Origin of the sequence: Thiobacillus thioparus DSM 505 (assembly GCF_000373385.1) — a bacterium.
Lineage (GTDB): Bacteria > Pseudomonadota > Gammaproteobacteria > Burkholderiales > Thiobacillaceae > Thiobacillus > Thiobacillus thioparus.
In genome coordinates, this window is sequence record NZ_KB891329.1 from 20508 (window position 1) to 35997 (window position 15490).

Below are 15490 nucleotides of genomic sequence, written 5' to 3' on the forward strand. Positions count from 1 at the left end.
GCATACTCCGGAAATTCTTTCCGCGAGTCATGCTTTGCTTCCTTTTGAGCTTTTGATCGGCCTGCGCTATACCCACGCCAAGCGCAGCAACCATTTCATCTCCTTCATTTCCATCGTGTCCATGGCCGGGATCGCGTTGGGCGTGATGGCGCTGATCGTGGTGCTCTCGGTGATGAACGGTTTTCAGGAAGAATTGCGCGCGCGCATTCTCGGTGTGGCGGCGCATCTGGAGATCAGCGGTCCGGCCGATCGCCTTGCCGACTGGCGCAACGTGCTGGAACAGGCCCGGCAGAACAAGGAAGTCGTCTCCGGCGCCCCCTATGTCAACGCGCAGGGCATGCTGGCCAATGGCGACATGGTGCGCGGCGCCATCATCCGCGGCGTGTTGCCGGAACTGGAAAGCCAGGTGGCTGACTTTTCCCAGCACATGAAGGCGGGCAAGCTGACCGATCTCAAGCCGGGCGGATTTGGCATCGTGCTTGGTGCGGAACTGGCGCGCGCCCTGGATGTGGTTCCCGGCGACAAGCTGGTGCTGCTGACCCCGCAGGGCAACATCACGCCCGCGGGTGTGATGCCCCGCGTGAAGCAGTTCACCGTCACCGGAATCTTTGAGGCCGGCATGTTCGAATACGATTCGGGGCTCGCCCTGATCAACCTGCAGGATGCGCAAAAGCTGCTGCGGTTGGGAGACGATGTCTCGGGTGTGCGGCTGAAGCTCGACGACATGTTCCGCGCGCCATTCGTTACGCGCGAACTGGCGAACAGCCTTGTCGGACATTACTACCTGACCGACTGGACGCAGAGCCACGCCAACTTTTTCCGTGCCGTGTCGATCGAGAAACGCATGATGTTCCTGATTCTGCTGCTGATCGTCGCGGTGGCCGCGTTCAATATCGTCTCCACCCTGGTGATGGCCGTGACCGACAAGCAATCGGATATTGCCATCCTGCGCACGCTGGGGGCCAAGCCCTCATCGATCATGACCATCTTCATCGTGCAGGGTGCGTTCATCGGCGTGTTCGGCACGCTGCTGGGCGTGGCGAGCGGTGTGCTGCTCGCACTCAACGTCGAAACCGTCGTCCCTTTCATCGAGCACATGGTCGGCATGGACCTGTTCCCGGCCGACGTGTACTACATCAGCAAGCTGCCGTCCAAACTGGTATGGAGCGACGTGGGCATCATCGCCGGCGTCTCGCTCTTCATCAGCCTGGCCGCGACGCTGTATCCGAGCTGGCGCGCTTCGCGCATCAATCCGGCAGAGGCGTTGCGCTATGAGTGAGATCGTGCTGCGCTGTAGCGGGTTGGGCAAGACCTTCCGGCAGGGCAAGACCGACGTACAGGTACTGGATGATATCGATTTCGAGGTGAATGCCGGAGAATCGGTCGCCATCGTCGGTGCCTCGGGCTCGGGCAAGAGCACGTTGCTGCATCTGCTGGGCGGCCTTGATGTACCGACGCGTGGCCGCGTGGCGCTGCTGGGGCAGGACCCTTTTGCCATTTCCGAAGCGGCGCGGTGCCAGCTACGCAATACCGCGCTGGGATTCGTCTACCAGTTCCATCACCTGTTGCCTGAATTTTCCGCGCTGGAAAACGCAGCCATGCCCTTGACCATTCGCCGCCTGGGTCATGACCAGGCCATGGCACGCGCAACCGAAGTGCTGAACGAGGTAGGCCTGGGGCATCGGCTTGTCCATCGCCCCGGAGAGTTGTCCGGCGGCGAGCGCCAGCGTGTGGCCATCGCGCGCGCACTGGTCACGCAGCCCGCCTGCATCCTGGCCGACGAACCCACCGGCAACCTCGATCGTCACACCGCCAATGCCGTATTCGATCTGATGCGCGAACTCAACCACAAACACGAGACCAGCCTGGTCGTCGTGACCCACGACGTCGAACTTGCCGCGCGCATGGACCGCCAGATCAGGCTGGTGGACGGGATGTTGCAACCCCTCTGAGCGGGCGACGCGATGCGAATCACGCCCATCGCGTTCTGTTTCGGTGTCTGGCTACTGCAGCAACAGGCGGCGCTACCCTCTGCACGCTGGCTGTGGCTTTTCCCGTTGTTGTCTGCGGCGTTGTGGCTTCCACGTTTCTCCAGAGATGTACCTGAAACGCTTCGCCGTCTGGCCGTGGTGTTGCTAGGAGTTGCGTTGGGATTTGCATGGGCCGCATGGCGGGCCGACCTGCGCCTGGCCGATCGTCTGCCGGATCACTGGCAAGGGGTGGACCTTGCCGTGGTTGGTGTGGTGAACGATCTGCCTCAGGCCGACGCGCGAGGCGAGCGCTTCGTGCTGGATATCGAGCGCACCCTCACGCCCCATGGCCCTGTCCTGCATCGCATCCAGCTTGCGCGCTACTGGCCCCGCGAGGGGGCGCGCAATCCGACCGTGAAGGCGGGTGAGCGCTGGCAATTCACGGTACGGTTGAAGCGGCCCTACGGTACGCACAATCCGCACGGCTTTGACCTCGAGGCCTGGATGTTGGAACGTGACATCGCGGCCTCGGGGTATGTACGCGAAAATCCCTCTCCCCGGCGTCTGGATGCTCAGGCAGCTACGCCTGCCGCGTGGATTGCCACTACGCGTGCCGCCCTTCGCGAGCGGATCGCTGCCACCTTGGGTGACGCGCCCTACGCCGGCGTCATCGCAGCCCTGGTGGTTGGCGACCAGCGCAGCATTCCATATGACCAATGGCGCGCCTTCACCCGGACCGGGGTAAACCACCTGCTTTCCATCTCCGGCCTGCACGTCACCATGATCGCCGCACTGGCGGGTTGGGCGGTGGCGTTTGGTTGGCGGCGCTGGCCGCGCGCGGCAGAACGTCTTCCGGCCCGGCAGGCGGGGCTGCTGGCTGCCGTGTTGGCGGCGTACGCGTATGCCTTGCTCGCGGGCTTTCAGGTACCGGCACAGCGTACCCTGTTCATGCTCGGCGTGCTGGCGCTGGCATTCTGGGGACGACGCGAGCCGCGCCCGTTCTCGGCGTTGACGTGGGCCTTGTTCGCCGTACTGGTCATTGATCCATGGGCAGTGCTGTCGGCGGGTTTCTGGCTGTCGTTCGGCGCCATGGCAGCCATCCTGTGGGCGACGTTCGGGCGTGTGGGGCAAGCGGACAAGCTGCGTGCCTGGGTGACGGTGCAGGGCGCAGTCACACTGGCGCTGGCACCGGCCCTGCTGTTGCTGTTTCAGCAGGTGTCGTTGATTTCCCCGCTTGCCAATGCCGTCGCCATACCGGTCGTCAGCTGGCTGGTGACGCCGCTGGCCTTGCTGGGGGTGATCGTGCCGCCGCTGTGGCATGTGGCCGCCTGGTTGATGGCCTGGCTTGGACAGGGGCTGATCTGGGCCAGCGAACTGCCCTGGGCGATGGTATCGCGGCCTGCGCCTGAAGGGTGGGCGTTGTTGCTGGCGGTGACGGGCACGCTGTGGCTGTTGTTGCCGCACGGGTTTCCGATGCGGGCGATGGGCGGGCTGCTGTGGTTGCCGCTGATCTTCCCGCTGCGAACGAGCATCGCACCCGAGACCTTTCAGGCTGACGTGATCGACGTGGGCCAGGGTACGGCCATCCTGATCCGAACTGCGGAGCATGCGCTACTCTACGACACGGGCCCGGCGTTTGCCGGCAGCGATGCAGGCGAGCGCATCGTCGTGCCGTATTTGCGTACATTGGGCATCGGAAAATTGTCGGGTGTCATCGTCTCGCACGACGACAACGATCACAGCGGTGGCCTGCGATCGGTGTTGCGCGATATTCCAACAGGCTGGTTGCTGCATGGGTTGCCGGCGGCGAGCCCGCTTCTGACGGCGGCACCATCGCCGTCCCATTGCCACCGGGGCCAGCACTGGCAATGGGACGGCGTGCGCTTTGACATCCTGAATCCGCCTGTCGAGGCGTATACCGAGCCCGGTCGCCGGGACAATGATTACAGTTGCGTGCTGAAAGTCAGCCGGGGCGGCCAAAGCCTGCTGATCACAGGGGACGCCGAAAGGCGTGGCGAACTCGAGCTGATGGAGTCCGGCACGGATATGTCGGCGACGGTATTGGTGGCCGGACATCACGGCAGCCGCACCTCGTCGCTGGCCGAGTTCGTCGAGCAGGTGCATCCACGCTATGGGATCTTCACGGTGGGCTATCGCAATCGTTTTGGCCATCCCCACCCGCAGGTCGTGGCGCGGTTTCGCGCGCTGGATTCGAACATTCTGCGCAGCGACTCAGGGGGGCGCATCAGCCTGACGTTTGGCGAAGCCGGGGTGGTGGCCTCAGAATATCGACCATCCCATCGCCGCTACTGGCATACCGCTTTGCTTGATGAATGACACTGTCCGCCCCCGCTGCTATGAAGCCACCGATCTGGAATCGGCCCGGCAGGCGCTGGCGCGCGTGCTGCCAGTGGCGGAAAACGATCTGCCCTGGCGCGCGCTGGCGTATGCCCATGCCCAATTGGGCAGTACCCCGGCATTTGCACACAATGTAGGGGCGGCCTTGATCGTGGCCGAGTTGCGGGTTGGGGCCGATGCCGTCGCCGCTGCTTTGTTGCATGCCTGTCTGGGCGACACATCCGATTTCGATACCACTTTCGGCACGGCCGCCCGGCTGGCCCGCGGCGTGGCCGCGATGGTCCGCATCGAGACGTTGGCCGCCAGTGCGACCGACAAGCGCGTCGATCCGCATGCCCAGCTCGAGGCCTTGCGGCAGATGGTGCTGGCGATGGTGGAGGATATTCGCGTCGTATTGGTCAAGCTGGCAGAGCGCACGCATGCCCTGCGTTGCGCTGCGAGTCAGGACGCCGCCACGCGCGAGGCACTCGGCCAGCAGGCGCGCGAACTCTTCGCTCCGCTGGCCAACCGACTCGGCGTGTGGCAGATCAAGTGGGAAATGGAAGACTGGGCGTTCCGCTATCTGGAACCCGATACCTATAAGACCATCGCCGCGCAGCTTGACGAAAAGCGGGCCGACCGCGAGGCCTACATCAAGGGCATCATCGAGCGCCTGCAGGCCGAACTCGCGCTGCACGGCATCGAGGCCGAAGTCAGCGGCCGTCCCAAGCATATCGCCAGCATCGTCAACAAGATGCGGCGCAAACGACTTTCCTTCGAGCAGTTGTACGACATCCGCGCGGTGCGCGTGCTGGTGAAGCACGAGATCGACTGCTACACCGTGCTGGGCCTGGTGCACAATCTGTGGCAACCGATCCCGGGCGAATTCGACGACTATATTTCGCAGCCGAAGAGCAACGACTACCGTTCGCTGCATACGGCTGTGATCGGGCCGGAGGACCGGGCGCTCGAAGTGCAGATCCGCACGTTCGACATGCACCGCCATGCCGAACTCGGCGTCGCCGCACACTGGCGCTACAAGGAGGGCGGCCGCCAGGACACACTGTACGAGGAAAAGATCGCCTGGCTGCGACGCATCCTGGAGTGGAAGGACGACGTTGCCGACAGCAGCGAGTTTACCGAACAGTTCAAGACCGAGCTGTTCCAGGACCAGGTCTATGTGCTGACGCCGCAGGGCAGGGTTGTGGCGCTCGACCGGGGTGCCACGCCGGTGGATTTCGCCTATGCGCTGCACACCGACCTGGGGCATCGCTGCCGCGGCGCCAAGATCAACGGTTCGATGGTGCCGCTTAATACCGCACTCGAAAACGGCCAGCGCGTCGAGATCGTCACGGTGAAAGAAGGCGAACCAAGTCGCGACTGGCTCAATCCGGCGCTGGGCTACCTGGTCACCCACCGCGCACGATCCAAGGTGCGCACCTGGTTTCGCCAGCGCGATGTCGGCGAGCAGGTGAGCCTCGGTCGCAGCCTGCTGGAAAAGGAACTCAAGCGTCTGGGCGTGGGCGATACGAACCAGGAGAAGCTCGCGCAGCGGCTCAAGTTCGGCAAGGTGGACGAGTTCCTGGCTGCACTCGGGCGGGGCGATGTCGGTCAGCGCGATCTGGTCAACGCCCTGCAGGAACCGGGCAAACCTTCGCTGGCGCTGACGCCCACCGCCAAACCGCGTGCGCGCGCCCGATCGGGCAATCCCGTTACGATTCCTGGCTTGGGCGACGTGCCGCTGACGCTGGCCCGTTGCTGCAAGCCGCAGCCGCCCGACGACATTGTCGCCTACACCACGGTCGGGCGCGGACTGACCGTGCATCGTCACGACTGCGCCTCGCTCAAGCGTGCCAATCCTGCCCGCATGCTGCCGGCGGAATGGGTGCTCGACGCAAATGCCGCCTTCGAGGTGGATATCCGCCTCAAGGCCTTCGACCGGCAAGGCCTGCTGCGCGACGTGTCCGACGTCATCGCCAAGGACAGGCTCGACGTGCTGCGCGTGAATACCGAGAGCCGTGGCGAATATGCCCATATGCAGCTCACCGTGCGTATTCGGGAACTGCAGCAACTGGCTCGGCTGCTGGCGCGCCTGCAGCATGTACAGAACATGATTGAGGTGAGCCGCGGCTGAGCATGCCGGGCCGCCGCTCTTGTTTGTCCCTTTATCGGTGATCGCTTTCCCGCCATGACAGCCCAGCCCGCCATTTTCGATCCCATTCCCATTCACGAACGGCATCTGTTCTTCGATCTGGAGTCTGGGGCCGATTGCCGGTCTGCCCTGCACGCGCTGGCCGCGCACTGCGACGGCCACTCGGCCGTGCTGGGTGTCGGCCTGGACGTCACCCAGGCCCTCGGCGTGCAGCTTGAGGGCTTGCGCGGTTTTCCTGTTTTGCCGGATGCACGTCCCCCGATTCCGGCGACACAGCATGCACTCTGGCGGTGGCTGCGCGGCGATGAGCCAGGCGATCTGCTGTTGCGCGGCCATGCCTGGCAGGCGCTGGTTGCGCCTACCTTCAAATTGACGCAGGCGATTGTCAGCTTCCGCCACCAGGATTGCCGTGATCTGACAGGCTACGAAGACGGCACCGAAAATCCCAAGGATGAGGATGTGGTCGAGGCTGCGGTGGCGCAGGGGCAGGGCGCGGGTATCGATGGTTCCAGTTTTGCGGCGGTGCAGCAGTGGCTGCATGATTTCCCCGGATTCGATGCAATGTCCCGTGCCGAGCAGGACAACTGCTTCGGTCGTGAACGCGACAGCAACGAAGAGCTCGACGACGCGCCCGAATCGGCGCACGTCAAACGCACCGTGCAGGAGGGTTTCGAACCCGAGGCCTTCGTGGTGCGCCGTTCCATGCCGTGGGTGGCAGGCGCAGATGCGGGACTCGTGTTCCTGGCGTTCGGCAAATCGTTCGATGTCTTCGAAGCGCAGTTGCACCGCATGACTGGCCACGACGACGGCATCATCGATGCGCTGTTCCGCTTCACCCGCCCGCTTACCGGCGGGTATTACTGGTGTCCGCCACGGGGCAGTGCGGGCATCGACCTGCGGGCCTTGGATCGTTGAGCATGGCCGGGCCGGCGGGCGATCCGGGGGAGCCGTCCGCGCGGCTGCCATGGTGGCGCAACTGGAAGGTGATGCTGCCGTTGTGGTGCGCGATCGGCGGGCTGGTGTGGCTGGGACTGTATTTCAATGTCGACCGCGGCGTGATCGCAGCCAGCGTGGTGGCCGTGGGGTTGATCTCCAATGCCTTTGTCTGGCTGCTGGGCGTCATCGCGCTGGTGCCGGTGATTGGCCCGGTCATCGTCAAGATACTGTCGATCGGCTTCATCTGGCTGCTCAACGCGATCGGCTATCTGGTGTCCTACGTCGCCATCCGGCGTGGCTATTCGAAGGACGTCCTGACTTATCGCGGGCTGACCATCGCAGTCATCATCGGCATCGTGATCGGTTTCGTGCTCGGGAAGCTGCTCTAGGGCGGAGGAAGATACCTAGGCGGCGGCCAGAATCGTGCGCGCCAGTTGCTGCAGCCCACTGGCCGACAGATCGTCCGTGTGGAAGAGCTGATCAGAAGGCGAAGCTGCGTAGTTTTTCGCAAGCGATTTGAGATAGGTCGGGTCGTAATGCTGGTCGAGCAGGGCGGTCACCAGTTCGGGCCACGCCCGTTCATTGGCCAGCGTCTGCCATGTCGCCACAGTCTCGTTGCCGCGCAAGGGAGTGAGGTAGGCGAGTTGGCGATTGATCGTCCCGGGGTCGTGCAGGAAATGCATGTAATCCTCGGTCAGCAACCGGACCCGTGCTGCCAGGGGCACCTCCAGCCGCAGGCAGGTGCTGGCGCGCATGGCAACGATCAGCGCATCGGGGACGCGCAGCGCGCCGATCTTCTTGCTTTCCGATTCGACGAATACAGGGCGCGCCAAGTCGAAGCGGCTCAGCGCGAACCAGATCGCGCTTTCGAAGCTTTTTTGCGATGGTTGAGGCTGGCCCGGGAGCGCGCCCAGCAGCGAACCCCGGTGCGCCGCCAGCGCCTCGAGATCGAGTACCTGGGCGCCTGCGTCAGCCAGGGCTTGTAGCAGGCGACTTTTTCCGCTGCCAGTCGGGCCGCATACCACGCGATAGGTCAACAGCGCCGGCAGGCGGTCGAGCTCGGCCGTCACATGACGCCGATAGGCCTTGTAGCCCCCTTCGAGCTGCACGGCGCCAAAGCCGATTTTCTGCAGGACATGCGTCAGCGAACCGCTGCGGCTACCGCCGCGCCAGCAATAGACGAGCGGGCGATACGATTTGGGCTTGTCAATGAACCAGGCGTCCAGATGTTTCGCGATGTTGCGCGACACCAGCGCCGCGCCGACCTTCTTCGCTTCGAACGACGATATCTGCTTGTACAGCGTACCCACACGCTCGCGCTCGGCGTCGTCCAGTACCGGCAAATTGATCGCGCCAGGAATATGATCCTCAGAAAATTCGCCGGGGGAACGGACGTCGATGATGTCAGTGTAGGCGGGAAGGTCAGCTACGGTGACAGGCAAACTGGACTCAACTTTCGGGGAAAACGAGGGGACGGGCTGGAATGTCGCCATTGTCACATGGCTGTCAGTGCGGTGGCAAAGCCTGATCCGTCACAGCCAGGAAGGGCAGGTCACGAATCGATCGCGAGGAGGGGCGATATGGGAAAACGCGGGAGAGGCCTCGGCTACAACCGGGGACAGGACAAACGTCTTGGCGCGCAGCGCGCCAAGACGTCGGATCAGACGGATTTCAGTGTTGCGGGTTTGCGATCTTCGGCACGCCGGCTCGTCGCCTTGCGGCGATCGGCCATGATCTGGGGGGGCAGTGCTGCGTCACGCGGGGCAACCCGACGGTCACCCAAACGGCGTTCCAGCGGGATGAACTCGACGTCGTAAACGGGAAGAGCCGACATGGGAATTCCTTGGTTGTCGATATGTTGACAATTGTAGTCGACAATTCGACAGGAGCACAAGGGAATACCCGACCGATAAGCGGATTATTTCATCCGTTGGTCGGCGCTATATCCCGTATAGACGTTAGCTGGCGCGAATGAGGCGCTGCTTCTCGCGTTGCCATTCGCGCTCTTTTTCCGCCGCACGCTTGTCGTGTTGCTTCTTGCCCTTGGCCAGCCCGATTTCCAGCTTGATGCGGCCTTTCGAGTAATGCATGTCGAGCGGCACGAGCGTGAAGCCGGCGCGTTCGGTCTTGCCGATCAGCTTGTTGATTTCCGCCGCGTGCAGCAGCAGTTTGCGCGAGCGCGTGGGGTCGGGGTGGATATGGGTGGAGGCGGTGGGCAGCGGACTGATGTGGCAACCGATCAGATACACCGCGCCGTTCTTGACGACGACATAGGCCTCCTTCAGTTGCACCCGGCCGGCACGGATGGCTTTCACTTCCCAGCCTTCGAGTATGAGGCCGGCCTCGAATTTTTCCTCGATGAAATAATCGTGAAAGGCTTTTTTGTTGTCGGCGATGCTCATGGCGGACCGGGTTGCGTACAATTCTCGATTTTACAAGGCTTTAGGTATCCATGGCGCGTGTGGAAAAAAGTGTGCTGGTGGCACACAGCCCGGAACGCATGTTCGAGCTGGTTGATCGGGTCGAGGATTACTCCGATTTTCTGCCGTGGTGCGGCGGCACCGAGTTGAAAGTCCGCGACGAACACCGCACGGTGGCGACCATCCATATCGCCTATATGGGTATCCGCCAGAGCTTCACCACCGAAAACACCAAGATGCCTCCGAGCGAAATGCGGATCAGGCTCCAGGACGGCCCGTTTTCCGAACTGGAGGGCGCCTGGTCGTTTCTCCCGCTGGGGGACGATGCCTGCAAGGTGGAATTTCGCCTGCATTATGTCTTCTCCAGCCGTATGCTGGAAACCATCCTGGCACCTGTTTTCAGCCACATCACCAACACTTTTGTCGATGCCTTCGTGCGTCGCGCTGACGAGGTGTATGCCGTATGAATACCGCCACGATCAACGTCGAGGTCGTTTATGCCTTGCCCGAGCAACAAACCCTGCTGCAGGTACAGCTTGCCGAAGGTGCGAGCGTGGGAGATGCGATACGCCAATCCGGCGTGCTGGAGGCCTTTCCCGACATCGATCTCGCCAAGAACAAGGTCGGGATTTTCAGCAAGCTGGTCAAGCTGGACGAGCCACTACGCGACAAGGACCGGGTGGAAATCTACCGTCCCCTGATTGCCGATCCCAAAGAGGTGCGCCGCAAGCGCGCAGAAGAAGGCAAGGTTACCAAGAAGGGTGGGGGCGAAGCTCCCAGCGAAAAGGCTCCGGAAGCAGGCGCACCCGAAGCGGCGGCGTAATCCCGTTCGGGCTGTCTAGGCCTTATTTACAGAAGTCAGATACGGCCTTCTGGCTGTTTGCCAGCGCACTGACGCGCGCGGCATCGTCCATATAGGTGCGTTGTCCGGCGGCATCTGTTGTGTAGACGCGCGAGTTGTTTTGCAGGGTGCTGAGGTTGTTGCGCGCCTTGTCGCAGTTTTCGCGCTGTACGCGCGCCTGTTCGGCTTCCTTGTCGGCCTTGGCGCGCGCTTCGTCGGCTTCCTTGCGGCGTTTCTGGTAGGCCTGGTCCTTGGCGTCAAGCGATTGCGTGGCTTGGGACGTGATGTCAGCCTGCCCCGCTGTGCTGTTCTTGATGACCTGCGCCTTCAGCGTCGGCGGCTGGTCGGTGTAATGGACTTTGCCCTGGGCATCCGTCCATTTGTAGAGTTCTGCGTGCGCGTGGGTCGAGACTGCCAGCGCGCCCAAAAACAAAAGCCTTCCGGCATGAATCCGGAAGGCCTTGTTACTCAGTCGGGACAATGACAATTCAGTCACCGACCTTGAGCATCGGGTAGTTGAGTTGGGCCATGCCTTTCTGGACCTGATCGCTGGCACGCTTGGCATCTTTCAGCACGGCTGCGCTGTCACCTTTCTCGGCAGCGGCTTCGGCGGCCTTGAGTGCGTCTGCTGCAGTGGTCCACAAGGCATTCTTGGCCTTGGCAGCCTTGACGTCGGCCTGGGCCGTGCTGAGCGCGGCCTGGGCTTCGGCGCTGATGGCGGCTTTGGCCGGGGTGGACTCGCTGCTCGACGGTTTGGCATTCATATCGGCACAGCCGGACAGACCAAGCAGGGCTACGGAAGTCAGGACAAGCAAAGCTTTGGACATTGTTTTATCTCCTCGAGTTGTATGGCGTTCAGGGGTCGGGCTTCCAACCGTATACCCTAGCAGATGGAATGCTGACGCAAAGTTAGCTGCATCACAGGCGCGAGTCAACCGCTTGACGTGCGATGCATCTTAGTAGATTACGACCAAACAGGCATACGGGCGTTTCCCGTTTGTGCAGGGGTGGCGCGCGCGCGTATAATTCCGCTTTGCGTTAAGGAAAGCCCATGCGTGTTCTGCAAAAAGCGCTGACGTTCGACGACGTTCTGCTCGTTCCCGCCCACTCTGCCGTCCTCCCCCGCGAAGTCAGCCTCTCCACGCAGTTGACCCGCACGATCACCCTGAATCTTCCTCTGCTGTCGGCCGCCATGGATACGGTGACCGAGGCGCGCCTGGCCATTGCTCTGGCGCAGGAAGGCGGCCTCGGCATGATCCACAAGAACATGAACATCGAGATGCAGGCAGCCCAGGTGGCGGCAGTCAAGCGTTTCGAGTCGGGCGTGGTCAAGGATCCCATTACCGTCGCGCCGCAGATGACCGTACGCCAAGTGCTCGAGATCACGCGTGCGAAGCGTATTTCCGGCCTGCCAGTGATCGATGGCGGCAAGGTGGTCGGTATCGTCACCAACCGAGACCTGCGCTTCGAGCCGAGCCTCGACCAGCCGGTGGCCAATATCATGACGCCGAAAGAGCGGCTGGTGACGGTTAAGGAAGGCGCCAACCGCGACGAAGCGATGGCCCTGCTGCATAAGCACCGGCTGGAGCGCGTGCTGGTGGTCAATGACGCGTTCGAACTGCGCGGCCTGATCACCGTCAAGGACATCCAGAAGTCCAGCGAGCACCCGCTGGCGTGCAAGGACGCGATGGGCCGTCTGCGCGTGGGCGCCGCCGTCGGCACCGGCGAGGGCACCGAGGAACGCGTGGCCGCGCTGGTGGCAGCCGGGGTCGACGTGATTACGGTCGATACGGCGCATGGCCATTCCAAGGGCGTGCTCGAGCGGGTGCGCTGGGTCAAGCAAAACTTTCCCGAAGTGCAGGTCATCGGCGGCAACATCGCCACCGCGGCAGCTGCCGCCGCACTGGTCGAGCACGGCGCGGATGCGGTCAAGGTCGGCATCGGCCCCGGCTCCATCTGTACCACGCGCATGGTCGCCGGCGTCGGCGTGCCGCAGATCACCGCGGTCGCCAACGTGGCTGATGCCCTGGCGGGCAGCGGCGTGGGCGTGATCGCCGATGGCGGCATCCGCTATTCGGGTGACATTTCCAAGGCGCTGGCGGCCGGCGCCAACTGTGTCATGCTGGGCGGCCTGCTGGCCGGCACCGAGGAAGCGCCGGGCGATATCGAGCTGTTCCAGGGCCGTTCCTACAAATCCTATCGTGGCATGGGCTCCCTGGGCGCCATGCAGCAGGGTTCCTCCGACCGCTATTTCCAGGACACCGAAAAAAGCGCCGAGAAGCTGGTTCCCGAAGGCGTCGAAGGCCGCGTGCCCTATAAGGGCAGCGTGCTGGCGGTGATTCACCAGCTGATGGGCGGCCTGCGCTCCAGCATGGGCTATCTGGGCGTTTCGAGCATCACCGAGATGCACGCGAAGGCCGAATTCGTCGAAATCACCGGCGCCGGCATCCGCGAGTCGCACGTGCACGACGTGCAGATCACCAAGGAAGCACCCAATTACCGCGTCGAATGACATGAATTCACGCCGGATAGTCGAGGCGCTGCTGCTTGCCGTTGGCATAGTTGTGGCTGCCTGGGTGCTGGGACAGTCCTTGCTGCAATTCAAGCAGGCCGACCGCAGTGTCGAAGTCAAGGGGCTCGCCGAACGCGAAGTCCCGGCCGATACCGCCATCTGGCCGGTTGCGTTCAGCGAAGCGGACAACGATTTGCCCAAGCTGTATCAGGCCCTGCAAGAAAAGAACGCGAAAATTGCCGCCTTCCTCCAGACCAGCGGCTTCAAGCCTGAGGAGATTTCAGTTTCGGCGCCGTCGATCACCGATCGCCAGGCGCAGGACTATGGCAACGCTCAGCTGGCGGAGCGCCTGCGGTATAGCGGCAAATCGACGCTCACCGTCTATACCCGGCAGGTCGACCGCGTGCGTGAGGCGATGGCGCGCCTGGGCGAACTTGGCAAGCAGGGCATCGCCCTGTCGCCCGAGAACTATGAAAACCGCACGCAGTTCCTGTTCACCGGCCTCAATGCGCTGAAACCGGCCATGATCGAGGAAGCGACCAAGAATGCGCGTATCTCGGCTGAAAAATTCGCCAAGGATTCGGATAGCCGTCTGGGCAAGATCCGGCGAGCCAATCAGGGCCAGTTCTCCATCGAAGACCGCGACGCCAGCACGCCCTACATCAAGAAAGTGCGCGTGGTGTCTTCGGTCGAATACCGCCTCATCGATTAATCCTCACCGGGCCAGCCCGGCCAGCCATGCACCAGAAAATCCTCATCCTCGACTTCGGTTCCCAATACACCCAACTCATCGCCCGCCGTGTGCGCGAGGCAGGCGTGTACTGCGAACTGCATCCCAACGACGTGACCGAAGCGTTCGTGCGTGATTTCGCGCCGGCCGGCATTATTCTCTCCGGGGGACCGAATTCGGTGTACGAGGACGAAACGCCGCGCGCACCCGATGTCGTGTTCGCGCTCGGCGTGCCGGTGCTGGGCATCTGCTACGGCATGCAGACCATGGCGGCCCAACTCGGCGGCAAGGTCGAAAACGCCACCAAGCGCGAGTTCGGCTACGCCGAGATCCGTGCGCGCAGCCATACGGCGCTGCTGCGCGACATCCAGGATCGCGTCAACGACGAGGGTCACGGTCTGCTCGACGTGTGGATGAGCCATGGCGACAAGGTGACCGCGTTGCCGTCCGGCTTCAAGGTGATGGCGAGCAATGCCGCCACGCCGATCGCCGCGATGGCCGACGAAGACCGCAAGTTCTATGGCGTGCAGTTCCATCCCGAAGTCACCCACACGCTGCAGGGCAAAAATATTCTCAACCGCTTCGTGCGCGACCTGTGCGGCTGCGCGGGCGACTGGAACATGCCCGATTATGTCGATGAAGCCATCGGCAAAGTGCGTTCCGAGGTCGGCAGCGACGAGGTCATCCTTGGCTTGTCGGGCGGGGTCGACTCCTCCGTGGTCGCGGCGCTACTGCATCGCGCCATCGGCCAGCAGCTCACCTGTGTGTTCGTCGACAACGGCCTGTTGCGGCTGAACGAGGCCGAACAGGTGATGCAGACTTTCGCCGACAACCTTGGCGTCAAGGTCATCCACGTCGACGCGCGCGACCGCTTCATGGACGCGCTCGCCGGCGTGTCCGACCCCGAACAGAAACGCAAGATCATCGGCCGCGAATTCGTCCACGTGTTCCAGGAAGAGGCTGAGAAGTTGCCGAGCGCCAAGTGGCTGGCGCAGGGCACCATCTATCCCGACGTCATCGAATCGGCCAGCGCCAAGACCAAGAAGGCGCACACCATCAAGAGCCACCACAACGTCGGCGGGCTGCCCGATACCTTGCATCTGAAACTGCTGGAGCCGCTGCGCGAACTGTTCAAGGACGAAGTGCGCGAACTCGGCATCGCGCTGGGCCTGCCGCACGACATGGTCTACCGTCATCCTTTCCCTGGACCGGGACTGGGTGTGCGCATCCTCGGCGAAGTGAAGCGCGAATACGCCGATCTGTTGCGCCAAGCGGATGCGATCTTCATCGACGAACTGCGGGCCTCCGGCTGGTACGAGAAAACCAGCCAGGCCTTCACCGTGTTTCTGCCGGTCAAGTCAGTCGGCGTCATGGGCGACGGCCGTACCTACGATTACGTCGTCGCCCTGCGCGCCGTCGTCACCAGCGATTTCATGACCGCCCACTGGGCCGAACTGCCCTACACCCTGCTTGGCAAAGTTTCCAACCGCATCATCAACGAAGTACGCGGTATCAACCGCGTTGTCTACGATATCAGCGGCAAGCCGCCGGCTACGATTGAGTGGGAGTGAGCCTTTCGAGGCGTTGGGCGA

General features: G+C 62.8%; 16 protein-coding genes. 11 read left to right on the plus strand and 5 right to left on the minus strand.

From position 1 onward, the window contains the following. The first annotated feature begins 34 nt into the window (after positions 1 to 34). Genes B058_RS0111775 through B058_RS0111800 form a run of 6 tightly spaced genes read left to right on the plus strand, consistent with a single transcriptional unit; the run spans position 35 to position 7784 of the window. The gene (locus B058_RS0111775; protein WP_018508693.1) at positions 35 to 1279 is read left to right on the plus strand and encodes a lipoprotein-releasing ABC transporter permease subunit; all 1245 of its coding nucleotides are present in this window, start codon (positions 35 to 37) and stop codon (positions 1277 to 1279) included. Beyond that, entirely contained in the window at positions 1272 to 1952 is a 681-nt protein-coding gene (lolD, locus tag B058_RS0111780; protein ID WP_018508694.1) for a lipoprotein-releasing ABC transporter ATP-binding protein LolD, read from the plus strand. The genes B058_RS0111775 and lolD overlap by 8 nt, the downstream gene beginning before the upstream one ends. A gap of 12 nt (positions 1953 to 1964) precedes the next feature. After that, positions 1965 to 4307, plus strand: coding sequence for a DNA internalization-related competence protein ComEC/Rec2 (locus tag B058_RS0111785; protein ID WP_026240874.1), 2343 nt, complete (start codon positions 1965 to 1967; stop codon positions 4305 to 4307). Continuing rightward, the gene (locus tag B058_RS0111790; RefSeq protein WP_018508696.1) at positions 4300 to 6441 is read left to right on the plus strand and encodes a RelA/SpoT family protein; all 2142 of its coding nucleotides are present in this window, start codon (positions 4300 to 4302) and stop codon (positions 6439 to 6441) included. The genes B058_RS0111785 and B058_RS0111790 overlap by 8 nt, the downstream gene beginning before the upstream one ends. Before the next feature lie 54 nt (positions 6442 to 6495). Further along, positions 6496 to 7374: a Dyp-type peroxidase gene (locus B058_RS0111795; RefSeq protein WP_018508697.1), complete on the plus strand. Its 879-nt coding sequence runs from the start codon at positions 6496 to 6498 to the stop codon at positions 7372 to 7374. A gap of 2 nt (positions 7375 to 7376) precedes the next feature. Continuing rightward, positions 7377 to 7784 (plus strand): hypothetical protein, encoded by a 408-nt coding sequence (locus B058_RS0111800; RefSeq protein ID WP_018508698.1) that lies wholly within the window; start codon positions 7377 to 7379, stop codon positions 7782 to 7784. A 15-nt stretch (positions 7785 to 7799) separates the two neighbouring features. Here the strand turns inward: B058_RS0111800 and mnmH are convergent, their stop codons facing one another. The 3 genes from mnmH to smpB all read right to left on the minus strand — a co-directional run bounded on the left by mnmH (position 7800) and on the right by smpB (position 9797). Continuing rightward, positions 7800 to 8837 (minus strand): tRNA 2-selenouridine(34) synthase MnmH, encoded by a 1038-nt coding sequence (gene mnmH / locus B058_RS0111805; protein WP_018508699.1) that lies wholly within the window; start codon positions 8835 to 8837, stop codon positions 7800 to 7802. 218 nt (positions 8838 to 9055) lie between these two features. Continuing rightward, entirely contained in the window at positions 9056 to 9229 is a 174-nt protein-coding gene (locus tag B058_RS18055; protein WP_018508700.1) for a hypothetical protein, read from the minus strand. 124 nt (positions 9230 to 9353) lie between these two features. Continuing rightward, positions 9354 to 9797, minus strand: coding sequence for an SsrA-binding protein SmpB (smpB, locus tag B058_RS0111815; protein WP_018508701.1), 444 nt, complete (start codon positions 9795 to 9797; stop codon positions 9354 to 9356). A gap of 50 nt (positions 9798 to 9847) precedes the next feature. Here smpB and B058_RS0111820 point away from each other — a divergent pair, with 50 nt between their 5' ends. Both B058_RS0111820 and B058_RS0111825 read left to right on the plus strand, forming a co-directional pair. Continuing rightward, positions 9848 to 10282 carry a type II toxin-antitoxin system RatA family toxin gene (locus tag B058_RS0111820; RefSeq protein WP_018508702.1) on the plus strand — a complete coding sequence of 145 codons (435 nt, stop codon included), beginning with the start codon at positions 9848 to 9850 and terminating at the stop codon, positions 10280 to 10282. Further along, positions 10279 to 10638: an RnfH family protein gene (locus tag B058_RS0111825; protein WP_018508703.1), complete on the plus strand. Its 360-nt coding sequence runs from the start codon at positions 10279 to 10281 to the stop codon at positions 10636 to 10638. Before B058_RS0111820 ends, B058_RS0111825 begins: the two co-directional genes overlap by 4 nt. 22 nt (positions 10639 to 10660) lie before the next feature. Here B058_RS0111825 and B058_RS0111830 read toward each other — a convergent pair whose 3' ends face one another. Further along, positions 10661 to 11089: a DUF4124 domain-containing protein gene (locus B058_RS0111830; protein WP_018508704.1), complete on the minus strand. Its 429-nt coding sequence runs from the start codon at positions 11087 to 11089 to the stop codon at positions 10661 to 10663. Between the two features lie 55 nt (positions 11090 to 11144). Next, positions 11145 to 11483 carry a hypothetical protein gene (locus B058_RS0111835; RefSeq protein WP_018508705.1) on the minus strand — a complete coding sequence of 113 codons (339 nt, stop codon included), beginning with the start codon at positions 11481 to 11483 and terminating at the stop codon, positions 11145 to 11147. A 224-nt stretch (positions 11484 to 11707) separates the two neighbouring features. Here B058_RS0111835 and guaB point away from each other — a divergent pair, with 224 nt between their 5' ends. Genes guaB through guaA form a run of 3 tightly spaced genes read left to right on the plus strand, consistent with a single transcriptional unit; the run spans position 11708 to position 15469 of the window. After that, positions 11708 to 13168: an IMP dehydrogenase gene (guaB, locus tag B058_RS0111840; RefSeq protein WP_018508706.1), complete on the plus strand. Its 1461-nt coding sequence runs from the start codon at positions 11708 to 11710 to the stop codon at positions 13166 to 13168. A gap of 1 nt (position 13169) precedes the next feature. Continuing rightward, positions 13170 to 13880 carry an SIMPL domain-containing protein gene (locus B058_RS0111845; protein ID WP_018508707.1) on the plus strand — a complete coding sequence of 237 codons (711 nt, stop codon included), beginning with the start codon at positions 13170 to 13172 and terminating at the stop codon, positions 13878 to 13880. 26 nt (positions 13881 to 13906) lie between these two features. Continuing rightward, the gene (gene guaA / locus B058_RS0111850) at positions 13907 to 15469 is read left to right on the plus strand and encodes a glutamine-hydrolyzing GMP synthase (RefSeq protein ID WP_018508708.1); all 1563 of its coding nucleotides are present in this window, start codon (positions 13907 to 13909) and stop codon (positions 15467 to 15469) included. The last annotated feature ends 21 nt before the right edge of the window (positions 15470 to 15490 follow it).